This is a genomic window from Kineosporia sp. R_H_3, from assembly GCF_002198675.1.
In the GTDB taxonomy this organism is placed as follows: domain Bacteria; phylum Actinomycetota; class Actinomycetes; order Actinomycetales; family Kineosporiaceae; genus R-H-3.
Window position 1 is genome coordinate 60,653 of the sequence record NZ_MWLL01000160.1, and the last position, 23,495, is coordinate 84,147.

A 23,495-nucleotide genomic window follows, 5' to 3' on the forward strand; every position below is an offset into this window, starting at 1 on the left:
CCAGGAGGAGCGTGGTGAGCAGCACGGTCGACGGCACGAGGACGGTGCCCGCGGGTGCGGCGGACGGTCCCCCTCTGGTCGAGCTCGACGCCCCGGCGGCGGTGCTGCTCGTCGAGCTCGCGTCCCGCAGCGTCGTCCACGCCAACGACGTCGCGGAGCAGCTCGCGCCCGGGGTCGGGCTGCCGGCCGGCATCGACGCCTGGGGAGACGCCGCCGACCTGCGGGACCTCGACGGCGCGGAGCTCGCCGACACGGCCCACCCGCTCTCGCTCCTCACCGGCGGCCGTCCCGTCGCCGGCCAGGCCGTCACCGCCGCCCGGCTGTCGAAGCTCGGACGGCGTCGCGCCCCGCTGTGGGTCGTCGGCCTGCCGCTCAGCGGCGACCGGCTCGCCGGCTTCGGCCTCGTGGTCCTCCTGCCGCTGCGCCGTCGCGAGCAGGCCGCCGAGGTCGCCCGCGCGCTGCAGCCGGGCCCGACCGACGCCGACCCGCTCCAGGCGCAGGCCCTGCAGGCCGAGATCCACCTGCGCGAGCGCGCCCTCGTCGCGACCGGGGTCACGTTCACCATCGCCGACGCCCAGGCGCCCGACAACCCGCTGCTGTGGGTGAACCCGGCCTTCACGACCGTCACCGGCTACGCCTCCGAGGAGGTCGTCGGCCGCAACTGCCGCTTCCTCCAGGGCCCGGACACCGACCCGGCGGCCCGCGCGCAGCTGCGCGAGGCGCTCACGACCGGGCAGTCGGTCACGACGACGATCCTCAACTACCGCAAGGACGGCAGCGCCTTCTGGAACCTCGTCGCGATCAACCCCGTGCACGACGACTCCGGCACGCTCACGCACTTCGTCGGCATCCAGTCCGACGTCACGGCCCGCGTCACGGCGGACGTCGAGCGGGACAGGGCGCTCGCCGCGGAGCAGGCCGCCCGGGCGGACGCCGTCCGGGCCCAGGAGCAGCTCGCGCTCCTCGCGGGTGCGAGCGCCCGGCTCGCGTCGACCCTCGACGAGCGGACGTCGCTCGAGCACCTGCTGGCGCTCGCCGTCCCCGGCCTGGCGGACTGGGCCATGGTGACGACCTTCGACGACGCGGGCGGCATCGGTGAGCTCGTCGCTCGGCACCGCGACGGCCGCGAGGACGACGTCGCCGAGCTGACGAAGCGCGCCCGGCACGGCCTCACCGACCGGGCGCCGATGTTCCAGCAGTACCGGGGGGCCCGCGCGTGGCGGGTGGACCGGTACGCCACGAGCCCGCAGCGGGCCGGCTACGCCGACGACCCCGAGCTGCTCACGCTCAGCGAGAGCCTCGGCCTGCAGTCGGTGATGTTCGTGCCGCTGCCCGGGCGCCGGTCGGTCCTGGGGTCGATGGTGTTCGCCCGCGGCGAGGGCCGGGAGCCGTTCACCGACACCGAGCTGGCCGTCGCCGAGGACCTCGGGCGCCGGGCCGGTCTCAGCCTCGACAACGTCCGGCTCTACGAGGCCGAGCACCACATCGCGGAGACCCTCCAGCGCAGCCTGCTGCCCGAGCTGCCCGTCGTCGACGGGCTGGAGTTCGTCGGCCGCTACCGGGCCGGCGCCGAGATCGCCGAGGTCGGCGGGGACTTCTACGACGTCGTCCCGCTCACCGACGGGACCGTCGGCGTCTGCGTCGGCGACGTCGTCGGGCACGACCTCGCGGCCGCGGCGGCGATGGGGCACCTGCGCGGGCTGCTCCGCGCGTGCGCCTGGGACGCCGCGGACGCCGGCCGGGACTGCGCCGACGTCGTCGCGCGCGTCGACCGGATGGTGCAGGGCCTGCACACGGTGCCGATGGCGACGCTCGTCTACGCCACGCTCGCGCCGCCGGCACCCGGGGCCGACGGCGCGTGGACGCTCGCGTACTCCAGTGCCGGGCACCCACCGATGCTGCTGCGGCACCCCGACGGCCGGGTCGAGACGCTGGACGCCGCGAACGGGCTGCTGCTCGGGGTCGAGGCGTGGAAGCGTTCGGCCGCAACGGTTGCGGTGCCGACCGGGTCGCTGCTGCTGGCCTACACCGACGGGCTCGTCGAGCGGCGGGACCGGGACATCACGCACGGCCTCGACCGGGTCCGCGACGTCCTCGCGGCCGCCCGGCCGGAAGAGCCCGGGCGGCTGTGCGACCGGTTGCTCGCGGAGAACCCGACGGACGACGACACCGCGGTGCTGGCGATCCACGTCGGCTGACGGGCATCACCGGGCCGGGTGCGGTCACCCGCAGGTCCTCATCCGGTGCTGGTCACCTGTGCGGACGCCGGGTCACTCGGCGGAGCCGCGCTGCTGCGGCATCCGGTTGAGCAGCTTGTGCACCTGGTCCGCGGGGTAGCGGCGGTGACCGCCCAGCGTGCGGACCGGCTGGAGAAGGCCGGTACGGGCCCAGCGGGTCACGGTCTTCGGGTCGACACCGAACATCGCCGCCACCTCGGCCGGGGTGAGGAGGGCGGGGGGTCGGTCCTGCTGCTGGCTCGCCATGACGTGGGTCCTCTCGTCCACCGGCCGTCGCGACGATGTCCGGCTGGGTATCTTGAGGTTAGATGACCTATTTGTGATCTAAACGTGCTTAGCGGTGAAAGGTATATCACAACGGACGAACGGTCGAGATTCGGCGACAGGTGGTACATCACTGCCCAGCAGAGAGTAACTGACCTTGGCGCCACCGGTCAGCGGCCGACCCGAAAATGTGCAAGACAGCAGCCGCCGCCGCGCCTAGCGTCCAGACCTCGTGGAGCGGCTCACCGAGGTGCTGGTCCCGGCCCGGCTCGGGCCGGGCTTCCGGCGGCTGCTCGCCTCGTCGTGGACGAGCAACCTCGGGGACGGCGTCGCGGCCGCTGCCGGACCGCTGCTCGTCGCCTCGCTCGACGCCTCGCCGTCGGTCGTCGCGCTCGCGGCGACCCTGCGATGGACGCCGCCGCTGCTCTTCGGGCTCGGCGCGGGCGTGCTCTCCGACCGGCTCGACCGCCGCCGGCTGGCCGTCGCGGCGAACTGCGCCCGGCTCGCCGTGCTCGCCGGCCTCGTCGCGGCGCTCGCGACCGGCACCGCGACCGTCCCTCTCGTGCTCGGCGCGCTCGCCCTCGTCGCCACGGCCGAGGTCTTCGCCGACAGCGCGGCCCGCACGCTCACCCCGATGCTCGTGCGCCGCGAGGACCTGTCGCTGGCGAACGCCCGCCTCACGACCGGCTTCATCACCCTCGACCAGCTGGCCGGTCCCCCGATCGGGGCCGCGCTGTTCGCCGCCGGCCGGGTCTGGCCCTTCGTCGGGGAGGCCGTGCTCCTCACCGCCGCGATCGCGTTGCTCGCACGCGTCGTCGTCCCGCGGGTCCGGCCGGGCGGCGAGGAGCCGGACGGCGGCCCGCACGGCGGCCCGGAGAGCGGTCCGGACGGGGCGGCGCCCCCGGGGTCGGCGTCCGACGGCCGGCGCAGCGTCCGGCGCGACGTCGCCGAGGGGTTCGTGTGGACGTGGCGCCATCCCGCCGTCCGCACTCTCGCCCTGACGATCCTCGTCTTCAACGTGACCTTCGGGGCCGCCTGGGCCGTGCTCGTCCTCTACGCCCACGAACGGCTCGGGCTCGGCGCCGTCGGCTTCGGGATCCTGTCGACGGTGTCGGCGGCCGGCGGGCTGCTCGGGACGAGCCTCTACGGCTGGATCACCCGGCACGTCAGCCTGGCGGACGTCATGCGCATCGGCCTCGTGCTGGAGACCCTGACCCATCTCGGGCTGGCACTGACCCGGTCCGCGGCCGTCGCGGGCACGATCCTCTTCGTCTTCGGTGCTCACGCGTTCGTCTGGGGCACGACGTCGACGGCGGTGCGGCAGGCGGCCGTGCCGCTGCGGCTGCAGGGCCGCGTCGACAGCGTCTACACCCTCGCCGTCTACGGCGGCCTCGTCGCGGGCTCGGCGGTGGGTGGTGCGCTCGGCGAGCGCTTCGGTGTCACGGCGCCGTTCTGGTTCGCGTTCGGCGGTTCCGCGGTCTTCCTCGTGCTGCTGTGGCGCGAGCTCGCGAGGATCGCCCTCAGGTCCGCGCCGGAGCTGCCGACAGGCTGACCATGGACGCCGTGCCGCAGGCCCCCTCGCCGGGGTGGTACCCCGACCCGGTGGCGCCCGGGGCCGTGCGCTGGTTCGACGGCTCCGGCTGGACGCCGCACGTCTCGCCCGCGCCGCCCGTCGCGGGCGGGTACGCGCCACTGCTCACGGCGGCAGCGGCGGGGATCGGCGCGACCCCTGCCGACCCGGTGCACTGGCTGCTGCCCACCGGCCGGACCTGGCAGTCGATCGTCGCCGGCTACGTCGCCCTCGTCGCCGTGTTCGTGTGGTTCCTCGGACCGGTCGCCCTGCTCCTCGGTGTCGCCGCGCTGCGGGCGTCGGCGGCGGGCCGGGGGCACGGCCGCGGCCGGGCCTGGTTCGCCGTGGTCGTCGGGTCGGCCGCCACCCTCGCCGGGCTCGCGCTCGTGGCGTCCTGGCTCTGACGACTGGCATCCTGGCCCCGACGGCGCCGTCGACGGCGCCGCACGAGGAGGCGCACGTGCTGGAGTCGCTGCAGGCCGGGATCACGGGGGACGCCACGATCACGGTGACCCCCGAGATGTCGCCCCCGCACCTGCCGGAGAAGGTCCTCTCGACACCGACGATGGTCCGCCTCATCGAGGAGACCTGCCTGGAGAGCGTGCAGCCGCACCTCGACGAGAACGAGACCTCCGTCGGCACGCACGTGAACTTCAGCCACTCCGCGAAGGTCGTCGCCGGCGAGGCCGTCCGCATCGTCACCGAGGTCACCGAGGTCGACCGCCGCCGGATCGAGTTCGTCACCCGGGTCACCTGCGGCGACCGGGTCGTCTCCGAGGGCACCCACCAGCGTTTCGTCGTCCGCTACTGACCCGCGCGCCCGCCCCGGGCCGCACCGGCCGCCGGAGCGGGCCGCCGACCGGGGCCCGATGTCCGGCCGCCGGTGGCCCGGTGTTCACCTGGAGCCGCCGTCAGTTCACCACCCCCGCCTAGCGTCGCGGCGCGGCCCGTCGGGCCGTCGGCAGCGGACGACCGGGCGGAGAGGGTGGGAGTGCGCGTCCTCATGCTCGTCGCGACCCCCGTCGCGAACGACACCCGGGTGCTGCGGGAGGCGACCTCCCTCGTCCGGGCGGGGCACGCGGTCCACGTGGTCGGGTTCGGGGTGCCGCCGGGGTTCGCCCCGCCGGACGGCGTCACGGTCTCCACCGCCGGCCGCCGTACGCGCCCGTCACGCCCGGAGAACCCCGGCGCCCCGGTCCCGACGACGACCGCGCGCCGCGCCCGGCCCCTCTGGTGGCGCGCCGCCCGCTGGCTGCTGCTCCCCGAGCACCGTGCCCGTGCCTTCGGCCGCTGGGCCCGTGAGGCCAACGCCGACGCCAGGGACCGCACGTTCGACGTCGTCCACGCGCACGACTTCAACACCCTCGCGCTCGGCGACCGGCTCGCCCGTGAGCACGGCGTGCCGCTCGTCTACGACAGCCACGAGCTGTGGTTCGGCCGGCCCGTCGTCGGCCGGCCGACGCCGCTGCGCGACGCCCGCGGACGGCGCACCGAGGCCCGTCTCGGCGGCCGGGCCGACGCCGTGGTGACCGTCGGGGAGGGGGTCGCCGAGGCCCTCGAGGGGGCCTACGGCTGGCACGACGTCCGCGTCGTCCGCAACACCTTCGCGGCCCTGCCGCCGCCGACGGCGCCGCTCGTCCCGGCCGGGCTGCTCTACGCCGGGCGGCTGGCGCCCTACCGCGAGCTCGAGGTGGTCGCCGCGGCCAGCCGGGACCTCCCGCTGCCGGTCGACATCGTCGGGCCGGCGGACGAGACGTGGCTGCGGGACTTCGACCCCGGCGCCGCCCGGGTGCTCGACGCCGTCCCCGCGGACGAGGTCTCGTGGCTGCTGCGCGGGGCCGGGATCGCCCTCGTGACGCACTCCGACCGGTGGCCGAACCACCGGCTCGCCATGCCCAACAAGCTGTTCCAGGCCGTCGCCGCCGGCGTGCCCGTGGTCGCCACGGACGTCGGCGAGCTCGCGACGCTCGTGCGCGGGTACCGGCTCGGGGCCCTGTACCGCCCCGGCGACCCCGCCTCCCTCGTGGCGGCCGTCGCCGACGTGCTCGCGGGCTACGACCGGTACGCGGCCGCCGTCCGGGTCGCAGCGGCCTCGCTCACCTGGCCGGCCGACGAGCGGATGCTCCTCGACGTCTACGCCGGTCTGCGGACCGGACCGAACCACCTCACCAGGAGCCGCGTCCCATGACCGACAACGACCCGACGACCCGCCCCGCACCGCTGCTCGCCGTGATCGTCGACAACCACGTCGTCGGTGACTCGCGCGTGCAGAAGTGCGCCCTGGCCGCGGCCTCGGCCGGGTACCGGGTCGTCCTCGTCGGGCGGGCACCCGGCGCCGCCGACACGTTCACGATCGGCAGCGGGGACGTCACCGTCGAGGTGCGCCGGATCGAGGCCCCCTTCCAGCTCCTGGGGCTCGCCCGCCGCGTCCCGCGGGGCCGGTGGCGGTACCCGTTCGCGTACCCGTCGGTCGACCACAACGCCCGCCGGGGCCTGCGGCTCAAGGCCCTCACCGCCGACCTGCGGGCCCGCAAGCTCATCCTGCGCCAGAGCGGGGAGATCGCCGGCTGGCGCGGGCGGGCCAAGGACCTCGCGCTCAAGGCCGAGACCGTGCCGCTGCGGGCCGGGTGGTTGCTGCACCGGTTCCGGCAGCTCGGGTTCCGCGCGCTGAGCGAGCGGGTCAAGCGGGACGACGGCCTCGTGCTGCGGGCGGGGACGAGGCTGCGGACGGCGCTGCGCGGCCCGGGCGCCTGGCGCGCGCTCGACCCGGTGCTGCTCGACGTCGAGCTCGGGTTCGGCCCGGTCCTCGACGAGCTGGCGCCGGACCTGCTGCACGCCAACGACTTCCGGATGTGCGGCGTCGCTGCCCGGGCGGCTGCCCGGGCGGCGGCCCTCGGCCGCCGGGTGCCGGTGGTCTACGACGTCCACGAGTGGGTCGCCGGTGTCGCGTCGAAGACCCCGCGCTGGCGGGCCGCCAACACCGGCCACGAGGCCGAGTACATCGGCCGGGCCGACGCGGTCATCACCGTGTCCGACCGGCTCGCCGAGATGCTCCAGGAGCGCTACCGGCTGGTCGACCGGCCGAGGGTCGTCCTCAACGCCCCGCGGTTCGAGCCGGACGCGCCCGCGCCGGACGGCGGGCTCCGGGCGGCCTGCGGGCTGGCGGACGACGTCCCGCTCCTCGTGTACAGCGGCAGCGCCGCCCCGCAGCGCGGCATCGACACGGTCGTCGACGCCCTCGTCCACCTGCCGCCGGTGCACCTCGCGCTCGTCATCGCGCACCCCGCCAGGGCCGAGGAGATCACCGCTCGCGCCCGGCAGGCCGGGGTCGCGGACCGCGTGCACGTACTGCCCTACGTGGCGCCGCAGGACGTCGTGCCGTTCCTGCGCAGCGCCACCGCCGGCCTGATCCCGATCCACCACGTCCCCAACCACGAGATCGCGCTCATCACCAAGTACTTCGAGTACGCCCACGCGGGCCTGCCGATCATCTCCAGCGACACCGACACGATGGGCACCACGACGAGGGCGCTCGGCAACGGAGAGGTCTTCGTCGCCGAGGACGTCGCGGACCTCGTGCGCGCCGTCGCGGCGGTGACGGCCGACCCGCGGCGTTACCGCGCCGCGTACGACCGGCACGCCGACGTGCTGCGGTCGTGGTCCTGGCACGAGCAGGAGGCCGTCCTCCTCGACGTCTACGCCGACGTCCTCGCGGCCGCGGGGACCCCTGCACCGCAACGGGTCCGTGACGACCTCGTGGTCCGGGCGGGTGCCCGATGAGCGACGTCCAGGTCTACACGCCGTTCCGGGGCGGGCTGCCCCGCCTGGGGCCGTACGCCCGCGAGCTCTGGGCACGCCGGCAGTTCGCCCTCGAGCTCGCGCGCACCGAGATCCGCACCGAGAACACCGGCACCGGGCTCGGCCAGCTGTGGCTCGTGCTCAACCCGCTGCTGCTGGCGTTCGTCTACTACGTCCTCACGTCGATCCTGTCCGGCAAGCCCGGCGGCGGCGCGCGGCTGGCGCACATCATGGCCGGCCTGTTCGTCTTCTACTTCTTCTCCAGCGCGGTCGTCGGCGGCGCGATGTCGATCCTGTCGAGCAGCCGGCTCATCCTCAACACGGCGTTCCCGAAGATGCTGCTGCCGATCTCCGTCGTCCTCGTGAGCTTCATGCGGTTCCTGCCCTCGCTGGGGATCTACGCCGTCGTGCACGTCGTGACCGGGCAGCCCGTCAGGTGGCAGATGCTCTGGGGGATCGTGCCGCTCGTGCTCGTGCTCGTCTTCGCGACCGGCCTGGCGATGCTCCTGGCGACGGTGAACCTCTACTTCCGCGACACGAAGTCGTTCCTGCCGTACACGATGCGGGTCTGGCTCTACCTCAGCCCCGTGCTCTGGCTGCCCGAGCAGGTGCGCGGAAGCCTCGCGTTCCTGCGGTGGGCCAACCCGCTGTTCCCGCTGCTCGGCTCCTGGTCCGAAGCCGTGGTCGAGGGCCGCGCCCCGCAGGCGTGGATGCTCGGCGCCGGTGCGGCCTGGGCCGTCGTGGCCCTCCTCGTCGGCGCCTGGGCGCTGCTGTCCCGGGAGCGTGAGTTCGCTGTCCGCCTCTGAGGCCTTCCTCGGCGTCCCGCCGGTCGAGATCCCCGCGCCGCTCAGCGTCCGCGTCGAGGACCTCCACGTCACGTACCGCGCGAGCCTCGAGCGCCGGCCGACCGTCGCCCGCCGGCTGCGCCGGCTCGGTCGCGGCGAGCGGGTCGTCCGCGAGGTGCACGCCCTGCGCGGGGTGAGCTTCGACGTCCTGCAGGGGCAGGTCGTCGGCGTCGTCGGGGCGAACGGGGCCGGCAAGTCGACCCTGATGCGGGCGCTCGCCGGCATCCTGCCGCCGACGCAGGGCCGGATCGAGGTCCACGGCCGGGTCAGCACGCTGCTGGCCCTGGGCGTCGGCTTCAACGCCAAGCTCACCGGCCGGCAGAACGTCACCCTCGGCGGGCTCGCGGCGGGCCTCGACCGGGAGGAGATCGCCCGCCGGTACGCCGAGATCGCGGACTTCGCCGAGCTCGGCGAGGACTTCATGGACATGCCCATGCTCACGTACTCCTCGGGGATGTACGCGCGGCTCGCCTTCTCCGTCGCCGTCCACATGGAGCCCGACATCCTCATCGTCGACGAGGCGCTGTCGACCGGCGACGCCCGGTTCAAGGAGAAGTCGTTCGCCCGCATGCAGGAGCTCTGCGCCCAGGCCCGGACGATCTTCCTCGTGAGCCACGGCCTGAGCACGATCACGCAGCTGTGCACCGAGGCGATGTGGATCGACAAGGGAGCCCTCGTCGAGCGCGGCGACCCGGCGAAGGTCGTGTCGGCGTACCGGCGCTTCCTCAAGGTCGGCGCCACCGCCGTGACGCAGGAGGACGTCTGAGCCAGGCCGGTCCACGACGGCCCCGGTCGGACAGGCGCTGACCGTCAGGTGAACGGACGATCTCTCACGGGAGACCTCCGGTCGGCGGAGAGCGTTGCGCCACAACGTGTTCGACTCCTGCTCACCTTCGGTCCGTCTGCGCAGCGCCTGGCTCTGGTCGACTGGGGCACGTCGCGGGCGCCAGGCCCGCGCACGAGGCGGAGGCCATGTCCAGTCCGGGGTCGGTCATGAACGCAGCCCTCGCGCGGCCGCGCCCGCGGGCCCTGGTCCCGGACCTCTCCCTGGTCACCTCGGGGCACGACGTCGCGGACGCCCGGCTGCACCGCGAGGTGGGCGGCGCCCTCGCCCGCGGCCTGCGCGTCGAGGTGCTCGGGCTCGGGTCCGCCGGGGACGCCCCGCACGGCGTGCACGTACGCACCTGGGACCGCCCGCGCGGGCTGGTCCGGCGGCTGCTCCACGCGACTGTGCTGCCGTGGCGCGCCGGCGGACGGGTGCTGCTCGTCGTCGACCCCGAGCTCGTCCTGCCCGCCCTCGTCCGGGCCCGGCTCACCGGCCGCCGGCTCGTCGTCGACCTCCACGAGGACTACGCCGCGCTCCTGCGCGACCGGGCCTGGGCCGCAGGCGGTCTCGGCCGCCTCGTCCGGCTCGGCGTCGGCCTCGTCGTGCGGGCCGCCGGTCGCGCCGACCTCGTCGTCGTCGCCGACGACCACGTGCCGCCGCTGCACGTCCCCGACGCGCGCGACGGTGCCGGCCGGCGCGTCGTCGTCCGCAACCTGCCCACCGCCCTCCACCTGCCGCACCCGGCGCCGATGGCCGCGTCCCCGCGCCTGGTGTACGTCGGGGACGTCCGGGCGAGCCGCGGGCTGCACACGATGCTCGAGGCCGTCGAGCAGGCGCCCGGCTGGGCCCTCGACGTCGTCGGGCCGGTCGCCCGCGAGGACCACGACCGCCTCGAGGCCTGGCGCGCGACGTCCTCCGCGGCCGGCCGGGTGCGCTGGCACGGCCGCCGCCCGCCGCGCGAGGCCTGGCAGCCCGTGGCCGACGCGTGGGCCGGCCTGTGCCTGCTGGACGACACCCCCGCCTTCCGGGACGCCCTGCCGAGCAAGGTCTACGAGTACCTGTGCTCCGGGCTGCCGGTCATCGTCACCCCCCGCCCACGGATGGTCGAGATCGTCGCGCGCAGCGGTGCCGGGGTCGTCGTCGCCGACGCCGCCGAGGCGGCCGCCGTGCTCCGCCGGTGGACGGCGGACCCCGCCGAGCCGCAGCGGCTGCGGGAGGCGGCGCGCGCCTTCGCCCGCACCCTCGGCGACGGCACCGACCACTACGCCGACCTCGCCGGGCGGGTGGCGGCCCTCGGCCGTCGCTCCTGACCCGAACACCTCTGCAGCAACGAACCGAAAGGACCACATCCCCGATGTCCCCGATGATCCCGGTCGGCAAGCCCCTCCTCGGTGAGGAGGAGCGGGCGGCCGTCGACCGTGTCCTGCGCAGCGGGATGATCGCGCAGGGCCCGGAGGTCGCCGCCTTCGAGACCGAGTTCGCCGAGGCGCTCGTCGCCGGGCGCCGTTGCGTCGCCGTCGGTTCGGGGACCGCCGGCCTGCACCTCGGGCTGCTCGCCGCCGGCGTCGGCCCCGGCGACGAGGTCGTCGTCCCGTCGTTCACGTTCGCGGCCACCGCGAACGCCGTCGCGCTCACCGGGGCCACCCCGGTCTTCGCCGACATCGACCCGGTGACGTACTGCCTCGACCCGGCCGCTGCCGAGGCCGCGGTCACGCCGCGCACCGTCGGCATCATGCCGGTGCACCTCTACGGCCACCCGGCCGACATGACGGCGCTCGGCGCCGTCGCGCAGCGGCACGGCCTCGCGCTCTTCGAGGACGCCGCCCAGGCGCACGGCGCGACCTGGCGGGGCAGCCCCGTCGGCTCCTTCGGCCGCTTCGGGATGTTCAGCCTCTACCCGACGAAGAACATGACGGCCGGCGAGGGCGGCATGGTGTCGGCCGCGGACGAGGACCTGGCCCGTGCCGTGCGGCTGCTGCGCAACCAGGGCATGGAGCGCCGCTACGAGAACGAGGTCGTCGGCTTCAACTGCCGGATGACCGACCTGCACGCCGCGATCGGCCGGGTCCAGCTCGGCCGGCTCCCGGAGTGGACGGAGCGCCGCCAGAAGAACGCCGCGTTCCTCGACGACAACCTGCACGGTGTCGTCACCCCGACCGTCGTCGACGGCGCGACGCACGTCTACCACCAGTACACCGTCCGGGTCCCGGGCGACCGCGACGCGTTCGTCGCGGCCCTCGCCGAGCACGGTGTCGGCAGCGGCGTCTACTACCCGGTGCCGGTGCACCGGCTCGCGTCGTTCGGGCTCGACCTCGACCTGCCCGTCACCGAGAGGGCCGCGCGCGAGGTGGTCTCGCTGCCCGTCCATCCGGGGCTCACAGAGGCCGAGCTCGAGCAGGTCGTCTCCGCCGTGAACGCCGTCGCCGGGGCGGGTGCCTGATGGCCGCGCTGCGTGCCGGGCTCGTCGGCCTCGGGATGATGGGGCGTCACCACGCCCGCGTGCTCCGCTCGCTGGACGGCGTCGAGCTCGTCGCCGTCGCGGACCCCGGCGGCGACCCGCACCAGGCCGCGACGGGAGTCCCGCTCCACGCCGGCGTCCAAGGGATCATCGACGCCGGGGTGGACTACTGCGTCGTCGCCGTCCCGACGGCCTTCCACGAGGAGACCGCACTCGTCCTCGCCGAGGCCGGCGTCCACGTCCTCGTCGAGAAGCCGCTCGCCCCGGACGTCGCGTCCGGCCTGCGGATCGTCGAGGCGTTCGAGTCCCGCGGGCTCGTCGGCGCGGTCGGGCACATCGAGCGGTTCAACCCCGCGCTGCAGAGCCTGCGGCGCCGGCTCGAGGCCGGTGAGCTCGGCGACGTCTACCAGGTCGTCACCCGCCGGCAGGGCCCGTTCCCGGCCCGGATCTCCGACGTCGGCGTCGTCAAGGACCTCGCGACGCACGACATCGACCTCACCGCCTGGGTGACCCGCTCCCGGTTCACCTCGGTCGCGGCCCGGACGCTGCACAAGAGCGGCCGCGCCCACGAGGACCTCGTCGCCGTCGTCGGCCAGCTCGAGAACGGTGCGGTGACCAGCCACCTCGTGAACTGGCTGTCCCCGCTCAAGGAGCGGGTCACGGTCGTCACCGGGGAGCGCGGCGCGTTCGTCGCGGACACCCTCACGGCCGACCTGACCTTCCACGCCAACGGCGTCATCCCGACCCAGTGGGACGACCTCGCGACGTTCCGCGGCGTCGCCGAGGGCGACATGGTCCGCTACGCGATCCCCAAGCCCGAGCCGCTGCGGACCGAGCACGAGGCCTTCCGGGACGCCGTCCTGGGCCTCGGCGCGGACGTCGTCACGCTGCGCCAGGGCCTCACGACCGTGGCCGTCGCCGAGGCCTGCCTCGAGTCGGCGCTCACCGGCCGGCCGTCCGCGCTCGGGGCGGACGGCCCGCTGCTCGCAGGGCCGGTCCCCGGTCCCGCGGTGGCACCGGCGCTCGCCGTCTGACCGCACCCGGACGGACGGACGCCGCTGCCGCGACCGGCCCCGCTACCGACCCAGCAGGAGGTCGTCGTAGCGGGGCTGCGTCGTCCGGGCGTCGTACCGGTCGCGGACCCACCCGGCGGCCGCGGCCCCCGCGGCGCGCCACGTGGCGACGTCCGCGGTGCACGCGAGCACCCGGGCGGCGGCCGCCGCCGGCTCCGGGGTGACCCAGTCCGACGGGAAGAGGTCGTGCGGGCCGCCGACGGCGGCGAACAGCGGCCAGTCCCGGACGACGGGCACCGCACCGGACGCCACCCCCTCGACGAGGCCGAGGTGGAACGACTCGCGCACGCTCGAGGAGACGACGACACCGACCCGGCGCAGCAGGTCCGGCACGTCGGGCGTGAACGGCACCCGCTCCACCGCACCGGCGACGTCGGGTGCGGCGAGCCGCTCCTCGAGCCGCTGCCGGTAGCCGGCCGCGCCGGCGGGACCGGCCGGGTCGAGGTCGTCCCCGACGAGGAGCAGCCGGTAGCGCGGGTCCTGCCGGCGCAGGAGGGCGAGCGTCTCGACCGCCCACAGCGGGTCCTTCGCGACGACGCCGTAGCCGACGACGGCGAGCGTGAAGCGGGCGTCGTCCGGCTTCGGGCGGTCGAACCGGTGCAGGTCGACCAGGTTCGCCAGGACGTGGCGGCGCGGGGCGGCGGCGTCCGGCACGAGGTGGTCGAGCAGCCGGCCCAGGTGCGGGCCGACGACGACGAGGTCGTCGACCCGGTCGTACCCGACGAGGTGCGGGAACACGGTGAACGTCTCGAAGCTGTGCAGCCGTACGACGACCCGTGCCCGACCCGGGTCCAGGGCGGTCAGGAGGACGGCGCCGCGCTGCAGCCAGTCGAGGAAGACCGTGTCGGCACCGTCGACGGCCTCCGCGAGCGGCCGCGCCCAGGGCAGCGACCGGGCGTCGTCGGGACCGCTCAGCCGCAGGCGCAGCTGCTGCAGCGGTGAGAGCGGCAGGCCCGGCAGGTCGGCGAGGTCGAGCCGGCGCACCTCGACGCCGGGGCGGCCCGTGTAGTGCGCCGCGACCGGTTCGAGGAACTTCCAGTTCTTGAGCGTCACCAGGAGCAGCCGGTGCGGCCGGTCCGTCGGGACGGCGGCGGGCGGCTGCCGGCGCCGCGGCCGCGGCCGGGTCGCCCGCACCCAGGCGGTGCTGTCGAGCAACGGTTGCATGAAGGCATTGGAGGAGTCGACGAGCGGCGAGGAGGTCCCGTCGAAGTGCAGCGTCCGGTGGAAGGCGATCGCGGCGGCCCGCGCGAGCGGTTCGGCCGCCGAGGCCGGCCCGGACCGGGCGAGCGCGGCGTCGGCCTCCGCGGCGCAGGCGGCGACCGCCGCGGTGACGTCGTCCGGGCCGGGCGGCAGCAGGCCGGCGTCGAGGGCCGCGAGGACCGCCTCCGCCCGCGAGCCGCCGGCGCCGGGGCGCAGACCGACGGCACGGGTCAGCGCCCGCCGGGCGCCGCCCGCCCGCCGCCGCAGGGCGCGCAGCGCTTCCGCCCCGGGCGAGGAGGTCACGTCACCGACCGATCGTGGGGACCGGCTGGACCGGGGTCCCGGGTCGCGTCGCGAGGACCCGGCGGTACACCTCGGCGAGGACCTCGGACTGCCGCTCCCAGGTCCAGTCGTCGAGCAGGCCGGGCCGGTCGTAGGCCGCCCGGTAGCGCGGCAGGTCCGCGAGCACCGTGCGGGTCGCCGCCACGAAGGAGTCCCGGTCCTCGGCGACGAAGACCTCCCCGTTCCCGAGCCCGCGGGTCAGTGCGGCCATCGCCCGGACGTCGCTCTGGACGACGGGGAGCCTGGCCCGGGCGTAGTCGAAGTACTTCGTCGCGATCGTCACGTCGTAGTTCTCCACGTGGACCATCGACTGGACGCCGACGGACGCGGTGCTCACGAACGGGACGACGTCCTCGACCGGCACGTAGCCGAGCACGTGGAGCCGGTCCGCCACGCCGAGGCCGGCCGCGGTCTTCTCCAGCAGGTCCACGTAGTCGTTCCGGCGCGTCAGGAGGGCCAGGTGCACCCCGGGCAGCTCGGCGAGGGCCTCGACCGTCGGCAGCAGCCCGCGCTTGGCCGCGCTGACGCCGATGTAGACGAGCAACGGCACGTCGTCGGCGAGGCCGAGGGTGCTGCGCACGTCGCCCGAGCCGGACGCGGAGCCGCTCGCGGGCGGGGCGTTCATGACGACGCTCGGCAGCACCGGGAGGCGGTGGTGCCCGGCGATCCGCTCGGCCATCTCGGGGGAGACGGCGACGACGGCGTCGGCCTCGTGGATGTGCGCGGACTCGTAGGCCTCGTAGGCGATCCGCCAGCGCAGCGTCGGGCCGCCGACCCCGGGGAGGAACTCGTGGGAGTCGAAGACGACCCGGACGTCCACCCCCTTGGCGCGCAGCCGGCGGGCCGACCGCACGGCCACCCCGAGCATCCGGTAGTCGTGCGCGTGGAGGATCTGCGGCCGGATCCGGTCGACGACCGGCCAGTACGCGCGCTCGTAGTCGAGCAGCCGGGGCTCGAGCCGCGCCCAGCAGCGGTCCCCGCGCAGGGCGCGCCAGAACCGCGCGCGGGCGGCGTCCAGCACCGTGTCGTCGAGCGCGCGCGGTGCCCGCGCACCGGTGCCGGGCGGCGTGTCACCGGCCGCGCGGCCGCGCAGGGCCCCGGCGGCGCGGGACAGCCGGCGGGCGATGCGCCGGTACCGGTCCAGGGCGCGCCGCTGCGCCTGCTCCCTGGTGAACCGCACGGGCACGCGTCGGACCGTGGCGGCGCCGAGCGGCCGCTCGTCGCCGGGGCCGACGGCCTTGCCCAGCAGGGTGACCCGGTGCCCCGCGTCCGCCATGGCGCGGGCCGCCTTCTGCACCCGCCCGTCCCCGTCGATCGAGTTGTCGACCATCATGAGGACGACGACGCCGTCCTGCTGCTCGCTCATCCCGAGACTCCCTGCCCGGCCTCACGGCCTGTCGTGCGGCGTGCCCCGGCCGCGAGCGGGCCTGCCGGCGCTGCTGTGTCGAGGTGGCGCAGGGCCGCCGGGACCCCGTAGAACGCAGGCGTCCGGCGGACCCGCGCGAGGCGCCACACCGGGTAGACCGCGACCCGGTCCAGCGCGACGAGGACGTCCGCGTCACGCAGGATCGCGCGGGACCGGGGATCCCGCCGGGCCGCCCGGAAGGCCCGCACGCCCGTCGACGAGCGCCGGTCGAGCAGCCGCAGCACCCGGTACGACACGGCGTCGAGGACGCGGCGGACCGGCAGGCGGGTCTGCTCCGCGCGGGAGGACCGGGTGAGGACGAGGCGGCGGTGCCCGTGCAGGCCCAGGCCCTCGAGGACCCGGGCCTCGGGGAGCGTGTGCAGCAGGGCCCGGACCTCGGCGCCGCGGGCGACGAGCGCCGCCACCGGGATCTCCAGCGCCGTGCGGGTCGGTGCGACGACCCCGACGAGGACGACGCGGACGGGTCGGGGCGTCACCCGAGGGCTCACCGGACCGCTCCGAACCGGTCGTCGAGCATCGCGACGACCGGGTCGAGCTGCAGGCTGCGCTCGAACCGGCTCGCGTGGTCGCGGGCCGCGGCCCGGTCGTCCTCGGACGCCGACAGGACCCGCCGCGCGGTCTCGACGAACCCGTCGCGCAGCGCCTCCACCGTGAGCGCCGGCGGCCGGACCCACAGCGGGTACCCCTCGAGGACGTCCTGCGCGGCGTGCGGCATCTCGTGCGCCGAGAGCACCGGCAGGCCCGTCGCCATGTACTCGTACACCTTTCCCGAGGTCACGAACCGGCCTCCGGCCAGGGCGAGGAGGAGCGCGTCCCACCGGCCGTAGGTCGCCGCGACGTCGGCCTTCGCCACCGGCCCGCCGTACGTGACGCCGTGCACGCCGGCCCGGGCGATGACCGCGGCGTTGCCGTTGGCGCCGGCCGCCCAACCGGCCCCGACGTGCCCGCGGAAGGTCAGCGTCGAGCGGGCGAGCACCTCGTCCTGCTCCCGGGCGGCCGCCCAGGCGTCGACGACGAGCGACAGGTGGGCCGGCGTGAGGTTGACCGTGCCGAGGTAGCCGAACGCGAGGCCGGCCGCCGGGTCCGGGCGCCGCGCGACCGCGAGGTCCGTGCCGAGGTCGGCGTCGAACCCGTTGCGGGCCACGTGCACCCGCGACGCGAGCTCCGGGTACCGCTCGCGGTAGAACGCCGCGATCGGCTCGTTGACCGTGCAGACCGCCTCGGCCCCCGCGAGGACGCGCCGCTCCCAGCGCCCCCGCCGGGTGCGCGGGCCGAAGGCCTCGCCCTCGCCGAGGACGTCCACCGACCAGCCGTCGCGGAAGTCGACGACGTACGGCGTCCCGGTCCTGCGCCGGACGTGCCGGGCGACGGCGAGTGTCGTGTACGGGGCGGGGGAGACCAGGAGCAGGTCCGCCGGGCGGTCCCGGACGACGGCCTCGGTCCCGCGCTCGAGGGTGCGCCGCCAGGGCCCGAAGACCTTCTCCGGGAAGGGGATCGTGTCGAGCCGGTGGCGCAGGCGGACCCAGCGGGTCGGGTGCTTGGCCCGGAACCAGGAGTACGCGCGCACGTCGGGGTCGAGGTCCGCGCGGCGCAGCGGGAGCTCGACGATGCGGACCCGCGGGTCGACGAGGTCGAGGAGGCTGAGGTCGAGCCCGTACTCGAGGTCCCACGCGTGCCGGTCGATCGTCACGACGGTGACGTCCCAGCCGCGGTCGACGAAGAGGTTGGCCGTGGCCCGCATCCGGTACGCGCTGCTCTTCGCCGCCGGCGGGAAGCCGATGGCGACGTAGACGAGGTGCGGCCGCGCGTCGTCCCCGGGCCGGACGCCGTCCGCCGCGCTGCGTGCGGCCGGTACGAGGACGTCGAGCAGCCGCGGCAGGACGGCGGTCGTGCCGTAGCGCGCCCGGACGACCGCTGCCGCCTCCGCCGCGGTCCGCGCGCGGACGTCGTCCGGTTCCGCGGCGAGGGCGAGGACCCGGGCGGCCGCCTCCTGCGGCGACCGGACCACCCACTCGGCCGGGAAGACCGCGGCCGCGCCGCCGAACTCCGCGACGTCCGGCCAGTCCCGCGTCACGGGCAGGCAGCCCGCGGCGACGGCCTCGCAGAACGCCACTCCGTGCGACTCGCGCCGGCTCGACGACAGCACGTACCCGGCGTCCCGCAGCACCTCCGGCAGGTCCGCGGTCCATCCCGTGCGGACCACGGCGTCCCCGGCCGCCGCGATCCGGCGCAGCACCTCGGCCCGGTACCGGCGCCCGGGCGGCAGCTGCGGCTCGGTCCAGTCCGCTCCGACGAGGAGCAGCCGCCACCGGGGGTCGTGCCGCCGCAGCTCGTCGAGCACCTCGAGGGCCCACAGCGGGTCCTTGACGGGCTGCGCCCAGCCCACGACCGCCACCGTGCGCGCGGCGTCCGGCCCCGCGGCGGAGGGGACGCGCCCGTCCGGGGGCGGGCCGTCGAGGGCGACGGGGTTCGGGACGACGTGCACCCGGGGTCCGCCCCGCCGTGTCCTCGCCGGTGCCAGGGCCGGGACGACGTGCCGGACGAGCGACTCGAGCTGGCCGCCGACGAGGACGACGTCGTCCACACGCGACCAGTCGACGAGATGCGGCTCGACGGAGAACGCCTCGACGCTGTGCAGCCGGACGACGAGGCGGGCGCCCGGCCGGACGACGAGACTCGCCCACACCGCTGCTGCCGTGCACCAGTCCACGACGACGGTGTCCGCCTCGTCCAGGAGGGCGGCGACCTCGGGGGCGGCGGCGGACACGCCCACCGCGGCCCGCGCCGCCGGGTCCCCCAACCGGGCCCGGGCCAGGACCGCGGGCGCCGGGACGACCCCGTCGGCGCGCGGCCCGGAGAGGTCGAGGCGGGTCACGCTGGCACCCGCCCCGACGAGCCCCTTCTCGACCTCCCCGAGGAAGTGCGCGTTGCCGTCCGTCAGGAGCAGCACCCGCGGCCGGTCGCGGGCGTCCGGCGTGCCCGTGGCGCGCGGCGTGCGCAGGTGCAGCCTGGTGTAGGCGGCGGACCGGGTCACCGGGTCGAGCCAGCCGGACTCCTTGCGGGAGAGCGGGGACGGAGCGTCGAGGGTGTGCAGGCTCCGGTGCAGGAGCACGTGGAGGGCTTGGAGCAGGTGGTCCGCGGCGGCCGCCGTGCGCCCGACGGCGAGGGCCCGGTCGGCGGCGTCCGCGAGCGTCCGGGCGGCCGCGCGGACCGCTGCCCGGTCGGGATCCTCGGCGGCCCCGGCGTCCGCGGCAGCGCCGCCGGACGTGTCGGTGAGGTCGAGGTCGAGCAGGACCTGCTGGCCTCCGAGCCGGGCCAGCAGGTCGGCGCCGCGGGCCTGGCGCAGGGCCCGGGCGACGACGTCGAGGGCCTGCGCGTGCCGGCCCTCGCGGCGCAGCCCGTCGACGAGCGACGGTGCCTGCCGCAGGGCCGCCGTCCGGGTCCTGTCGTCGTCCACCGCGCGCAGCCAGGCGCCGGCGGACATCTCGGTGCGCACGTCGGCGTGCGTGTCGGTGTGCGTGTCGGTGTGCGTGTCGGTGTGCACGTCGGCGTGCATGTCGCTGGTCGTCACACCCGGGCCGTGACCCGTCGTGCGGCGAGCGCCGTGGCCACGGCCGACGCGGCGTCGCCGGCGCCGTACGGGGTCGCGTCCGTCGGGGCGGGGTCGAGGCCGGCCAGCGCCCGCGGCAGGTCCGCCGGCTCGGCGAGGACGTTCCAGCCGAGGTCGACCGTCTCGGTCCACTCGGTCTCGGTCCGCAGGGTGACGCACGGGGTCCGCAGCAGGAACGCCTCCTTCTGCAGGCCGCCGGAGTCGGTGACGACGGCGCGGGCCCCGACGAGGGCGGCCACGGTCTGCGGGTACGGCAGCGGCGGGCTGACCCTGACCCGGCCGCGGTCCAGCGGGACGCCGTGCTCGCGGGCGCGGGCGACGAGCCGCGGGTGGGCGAGCAGGAGGACCGGCACGGGCAGCTGCGCGAGGGCCTCGCAGACGGCGGCGAGCCGCTGCGGGTCGTCGGTGTTCTCCGCACGGTGCACCGTCGCGACGACGTACCCGGACTCCCGCAGGTCCTCGGGCACCGGCGACGGCCGGTCGGCGACCTGGTCGCGCGTCCGCAGGCAGACGTCGGTCATGACGTCGCCGACGAGCACGCTGCGCGCCGACAGGCCCTCGGACGCGAGGTGCGCCATCGCCGTCCCGGTCGGGGCGAGCAGGAGGTCCGCGGCGTGGTCGGTGAGGACCCGGTTGTGCTCCTCGGGCATCCTGCGGTTGAACGAGCGCAGGCCGGCCTCGAGGTGCGCCACCGGCAGATGCAGCTTCACGGCGGCGACCGCGGCGGCGAGCGTCGAGTTCGTGTCCCCGTAGACGAGCACCCAGTCGGCGTCGCTGCCGGCGAGCACGGGTTCGAGGGCCGCGAGCATCGCACCGGTCTGGGCGCCGTGCCGCAGCGAACCCACCCCGAGGTGGACGTCCGGCACCGGGATGGCGAGGTCGTCGAAGAAGACGTCGGACATCGCCGCGTCGTAGTGCTGACCGGTGTGGACGATGACGTGCTCCGCCCCTGCCGCGTCGAGCGCCCGTGCGACGGGGGCGAGCTTGACGAACTGGGGCCGTGCTCCGACCACGCTGACGATCTTCATCGGGATGGGCACCTTCGGGGGTCTTCCGGGGCGCGCCCGGCCGGTTCCAGCGTAGGCAGCGCGGCGGGGCCGTCCTGCTCCGGAAGGGTTGCGTCGACAGGTGTTCCCCCGTACGTCGTCCGCTGTTCCCCGGGGAGTCGGGCACGTCCCCGAGGCGTCGGCCGCCATTGCCCGCGGCGTCGGTTCCCGTTCATCTGCGACGGGTCCGGGCGCACTACGGTGACCCACCGTCCGGGCACGTGGTCCGGGCGCACGCGGACGCCGGCCCGTACCGGCGCACCGACCCGAAGGGGCCCCGTGAGGATCGCCGTCGTCGCACTCGGCAAGATCGGCCTGCCGCTCGCCGTCCAGTTCGCCACGAAGGGCCACGACGTCGTCGGCGTCGACGTCGACCCCCGCGTCGTCGACCTCGTCAACGCCGGCACCGAGCCCTTCCCGGGCGAGCACGACCTCGCGCGTCTGCTCGCGGAGAACGTCGCGGCCGGCCGGCTGCGGGCGACGACCGAGTACAAGGACGCCGTCCCCGGCAGCGACGCCGTCGTCCTCGTCGTGCCGCTGTTCGTCGACGAGCGGACGGCGGAGCCCGACTTCGGCTGGATGGACGCCGCGACGGCCTCGCTCGCCGAGTGCCTGACCCCTGGCACGCTCGTCGCGTACGAGACGACGCTGCCCGTCGGGACCACGCGGACCCGTTGGAAGCCCATGCTGGAGAACGGGTCCGGCCTCGTCGAGGGGCGGGACTTCCACCTGGTGTTCAGCCCGGAGCGGGTGCTCACCGGTCGGGTCTTCGCCGACCTGCGCAAGTACCCCAAGCTCGTCGGCGGGCTGACGCCCGAGGGCGCCGCCCGGGCGACCGCGTTCTACGAGGCGGTGCTCGACTTCGACCCGCGCCCTGACCTGGCGCGCGGCAACGGCGTCTGGGACCTCGGCAGCGCCGAGGCGGCCGAGATGGCCAAGCTCGCCGAGACGACGTACCGGGACGTGAACATCGGGCTCGCCAACCAGTTCGCCCGGTTCGCGGGCGCGCACGGGATCGACGTCATGCAGGTCGTCGAGGCGAGCAACAGCCAGCCGTACAGCCACATCCACACCCCGGGCATCGCGGTCGGCGGCCACTGCATCCCGGTCTACCCGCGCCTGTACCTGTGGAACGACCCGGACGCGACCGTCGTCCGGGCCGCCCGGCGGGCCAACGCCGAGATGCCCGACCATGCGGTCGACCTGCTCGAGGCGGCGCACGGGGACCTCGCCGGCCAGCGGGTCGTCGTCCTCGGCGCGGCCTACCGCGGCGGGGTCAAGGAGACCGCGTTCTCCGGCGTCTTCCCCACGGTCGAGGCGCTCGCCGGTCGCGGTGCCGAACCGGTCGTCCACGACCCGCTCTACTCCGACGACGAGCTGGAGCGGCTGGGGCTGACGCCGTACGCGCTCGGCACACCCGTCGACGCGGCCGTGGTCCAGGCCGACCACGCCGGCTACCGGGCGCTGACCCCGGCGGACCTGCCGGGCGTGCGGACCCTCGTCGACGGCCGCCGGGTCACCGACCCCGCGCTGTGGGGCGGCGTGACGCGGCGGGTCATCGGCGCCCCCTGACCGCGGTGCCCGCGCGTCACCCGTCGACGCGCGCGAGACCGTCCGGACCCTCGACGTAGCGCTCGGCCGTCTGCGGGCAGACCCAGCGCTGCCCGTCGTCCGTCGTGCCGTCGGCGACGAGCCGGACGCCGGCCCGGCCCACCCAGCCGATCCGGCGGGCGGGCACGCCCACGACGAGCGCGTGGTCCGGCACGTCCTCGACGACGACGGCGCCGGCCGCGACGAGCGCCCAGCGGCCGACGGTCACCGGTGCGACGCACACGGCACGGGCGCCGATCGACGCGCCCTCGCGCACCGTGACGCCGACGGCGTCCCAGTCGGACGCCGACTTGAGGGCGCCGTCCGGGGTCACCGCCCGTGGGTTGTGGTCGTTCGTGAAGACGACCGCCGGGCCGACGAAGACGCCGTCCTCGAGGACGGCCGGCTCGTAGACGAGCGCGTAGTTCTGGATCTTGCAGCGCGACCCCACCCGGACACCGGTGCCGACGTACACACCTCGCCCGACCACGACGTCCTCGCCGAGGACGGCGTCCTCGCGGACCTGTGCCAGGTGCCACACCGAGGTGCCGTCCCCGATCCTGGCGGAGGGGTGGACCTCGGCCGAGGCGTGGATCCGGGTGCGGGCGGTCGCGGGGGCGGTCATGCGTCCCTCTTCCTCGGGAAGTTCCCGGGCTTCTCCGGGCAGGTCGGACCGCTCATGAGAGCGGGACGCCCCGACCGCGCGGCGTGCTGTGTCCGGCGCCACGCCGTCGTCCTGGTGAACGTTCGCTGAACGCCCTGCCGACGGTGAACGGCACGTGCCTAGACTGCAAACGGTTCCATGTCACAGCCGCCCGGAGGTCGCACCATGGACGTCGACCAGGAGATCCGCCGTCTCTCGGCCACCCTCGCGGTGCGCCACCCGCTCTTCGCGCCGCAGACGGTCGAGCGTCTCGTCGCCCGGCTGTTCGAGAGCTACGCGGACGCCAGGGTGCGGACGTACCTGCCCGTCCTCGTCGAGCGCGCCGCGGACGCGCAGCTGCGCGACCTCGACCGCGACTACGCCGGCGACCGGGCGTCGCACACGGTCTCGCTGCGCGGCGCCGACGAGGCAGCGCTCAGCGCCTGAGGCGCAGGTCGCGCCGCCGTCGCGGTGAACGGTCGGCGACGGGGCGGTGAAACCGGGATGCACGCCTCGCTGTCGGGTTCCGCCCGATCCGGACGGGCGTGACGATGGGGGACGGGGGCG

20 protein-coding genes are annotated in these 23,495 nt (G+C 75.7%); 13 read left to right on the top strand and 7 right to left on the bottom strand.

Annotated elements, in window-relative coordinates:
• Window positions 1–14 precede the first annotated feature (14 nt).
• The gene (locus tag ECOMGDLI_RS16915; RefSeq protein WP_088318029.1) at window positions 15–2,198 is read left to right on the top strand and encodes a PP2C family protein-serine/threonine phosphatase; all 2,184 of its coding nucleotides are present in this window, start codon (window positions 15–17) and stop codon (window positions 2,196–2,198) included.
• Between the two features lie 72 nt (window positions 2,199–2,270).
• Here the strand turns inward: ECOMGDLI_RS16915 and ECOMGDLI_RS16920 are convergent, their stop codons facing one another.
• Window positions 2,271–2,483 carry a BldC family transcriptional regulator gene (locus ECOMGDLI_RS16920; protein WP_088318030.1) on the bottom strand — a complete coding sequence of 71 codons (213 nt, stop codon included), beginning with the start codon at window positions 2,481–2,483 and terminating at the stop codon, window positions 2,271–2,273.
• A gap of 250 nt (window positions 2,484–2,733) precedes the next feature.
• On the opposite strand from ECOMGDLI_RS16920, the gene ECOMGDLI_RS16925 reads away from it, so the two are divergent.
• The 10 genes from ECOMGDLI_RS16925 (at window position 2,734) to ECOMGDLI_RS16970 (ending at window position 13,032) form a co-directional block, all read left to right on the top strand.
• Entirely contained in the window at window positions 2,734–4,053 is a 1,320-nt protein-coding gene (locus ECOMGDLI_RS16925) for an MFS transporter (protein ID WP_088318031.1), read from the top strand.
• A gap of 11 nt (window positions 4,054–4,064) precedes the next feature.
• Window positions 4,065–4,475: a DUF2510 domain-containing protein gene (locus tag ECOMGDLI_RS16930; RefSeq protein ID WP_158221036.1), complete on the top strand. Its 411-nt coding sequence runs from the start codon at window positions 4,065–4,067 to the stop codon at window positions 4,473–4,475.
• Between the two features lie 56 nt (window positions 4,476–4,531).
• Window positions 4,532–4,882: a thioesterase family protein gene (locus ECOMGDLI_RS16935; RefSeq protein ID WP_088318033.1), complete on the top strand. Its 351-nt coding sequence runs from the start codon at window positions 4,532–4,534 to the stop codon at window positions 4,880–4,882.
• Between the two features lie 174 nt (window positions 4,883–5,056).
• Window positions 5,057–6,259: a glycosyltransferase gene (locus tag ECOMGDLI_RS16940; RefSeq protein ID WP_198954935.1), complete on the top strand. Its 1,203-nt coding sequence runs from the start codon at window positions 5,057–5,059 to the stop codon at window positions 6,257–6,259.
• On the top strand, window positions 6,256–7,851 hold the full coding sequence (locus tag ECOMGDLI_RS16945; RefSeq protein ID WP_088318035.1) for a glycosyltransferase: 1,596 nt from the start codon (window positions 6,256–6,258) through the stop codon (window positions 7,849–7,851). The genes ECOMGDLI_RS16940 and ECOMGDLI_RS16945 overlap by 4 nt, the downstream gene beginning before the upstream one ends.
• Window positions 7,848–8,675 (top strand): ABC transporter permease, encoded by an 828-nt coding sequence (locus ECOMGDLI_RS16950; RefSeq protein ID WP_088318036.1) that lies wholly within the window; start codon window positions 7,848–7,850, stop codon window positions 8,673–8,675. The genes ECOMGDLI_RS16945 and ECOMGDLI_RS16950 overlap by 4 nt, the downstream gene beginning before the upstream one ends.
• Window positions 8,653–9,480, top strand: coding sequence for an ABC transporter ATP-binding protein (locus ECOMGDLI_RS16955; protein ID WP_198954936.1), 828 nt, complete (start codon window positions 8,653–8,655; stop codon window positions 9,478–9,480). Before ECOMGDLI_RS16950 ends, ECOMGDLI_RS16955 begins: the two co-directional genes overlap by 23 nt.
• A gap of 227 nt (window positions 9,481–9,707) precedes the next feature.
• Window positions 9,708–10,850: a glycosyltransferase gene (locus ECOMGDLI_RS16960; RefSeq protein WP_088318037.1), complete on the top strand. Its 1,143-nt coding sequence runs from the start codon at window positions 9,708–9,710 to the stop codon at window positions 10,848–10,850.
• Between the two features lie 44 nt (window positions 10,851–10,894).
• A complete protein-coding gene (locus tag ECOMGDLI_RS16965) occupies window positions 10,895–11,980 on the top strand; it encodes a DegT/DnrJ/EryC1/StrS aminotransferase family protein (RefSeq protein ID WP_088318063.1) in 1,086 nt (361 codons plus the stop codon).
• Window positions 11,980–13,032 (top strand): Gfo/Idh/MocA family protein, encoded by a 1,053-nt coding sequence (locus ECOMGDLI_RS16970; RefSeq protein ID WP_088318038.1) that lies wholly within the window; start codon window positions 11,980–11,982, stop codon window positions 13,030–13,032. The genes ECOMGDLI_RS16965 and ECOMGDLI_RS16970 overlap by 1 nt, the downstream gene beginning before the upstream one ends.
• A 42-nt stretch (window positions 13,033–13,074) precedes the next feature.
• Here ECOMGDLI_RS16970 and ECOMGDLI_RS16975 read toward each other — a convergent pair whose 3' ends face one another.
• From ECOMGDLI_RS16975 to wecB, 5 genes are read right to left on the bottom strand one after another with little or no spacing between them, the layout of a single operon-like run.
• Window positions 13,075–14,574, bottom strand: coding sequence for a glycosyltransferase (locus tag ECOMGDLI_RS16975; RefSeq protein ID WP_088318039.1), 1,500 nt, complete (start codon window positions 14,572–14,574; stop codon window positions 13,075–13,077).
• 1 nt (window position 14,575) lies between these two features.
• Complete coding sequence (locus ECOMGDLI_RS16980; RefSeq protein ID WP_088318040.1) at window positions 14,576–15,979, bottom strand: glycosyltransferase family 4 protein; 1,404 nt, start codon at window positions 15,977–15,979, stop codon at window positions 14,576–14,578.
• On the bottom strand, window positions 15,976–16,515 hold the full coding sequence (locus tag ECOMGDLI_RS16985; protein ID WP_088318041.1) for a hypothetical protein: 540 nt from the start codon (window positions 16,513–16,515) through the stop codon (window positions 15,976–15,978). The genes ECOMGDLI_RS16980 and ECOMGDLI_RS16985 overlap by 4 nt, the downstream gene beginning before the upstream one ends.
• 8 nt (window positions 16,516–16,523) lie before the next feature.
• A complete protein-coding gene (locus tag ECOMGDLI_RS16990; protein WP_088318042.1) occupies window positions 16,524–19,610 on the bottom strand; it encodes a glycosyltransferase in 3,087 nt (1,028 codons plus the stop codon).
• A complete protein-coding gene (gene wecB, locus ECOMGDLI_RS16995) occupies window positions 19,607–20,677 on the bottom strand; it encodes a non-hydrolyzing UDP-N-acetylglucosamine 2-epimerase (RefSeq protein ID WP_088318043.1) in 1,071 nt (356 codons plus the stop codon). The genes ECOMGDLI_RS16990 and wecB overlap by 4 nt, the downstream gene beginning before the upstream one ends.
• 297 nt (window positions 20,678–20,974) lie before the next feature.
• On the opposite strand from wecB, the gene ECOMGDLI_RS17000 reads away from it, so the two are divergent.
• A complete protein-coding gene (locus ECOMGDLI_RS17000) occupies window positions 20,975–22,267 on the top strand; it encodes a nucleotide sugar dehydrogenase (RefSeq protein WP_088318044.1) in 1,293 nt (430 codons plus the stop codon).
• Window positions 22,268–22,283: 16 nt separating this feature from the next.
• On the opposite strand, the gene ECOMGDLI_RS17005 is transcribed toward ECOMGDLI_RS17000, so the two are convergent.
• Entirely contained in the window at window positions 22,284–22,910 is a 627-nt protein-coding gene (locus tag ECOMGDLI_RS17005; RefSeq protein WP_088318045.1) for an acyltransferase, read from the bottom strand.
• A 204-nt stretch (window positions 22,911–23,114) separates the two neighbouring features.
• Here ECOMGDLI_RS17005 and ECOMGDLI_RS17010 point away from each other — a divergent pair, with 204 nt between their 5' ends.
• On the top strand, window positions 23,115–23,375 hold the full coding sequence (locus ECOMGDLI_RS17010; protein ID WP_088318046.1) for a three-helix bundle dimerization domain-containing protein: 261 nt from the start codon (window positions 23,115–23,117) through the stop codon (window positions 23,373–23,375).
• The last annotated feature ends 120 nt before the right edge of the window (window positions 23,376–23,495 follow it).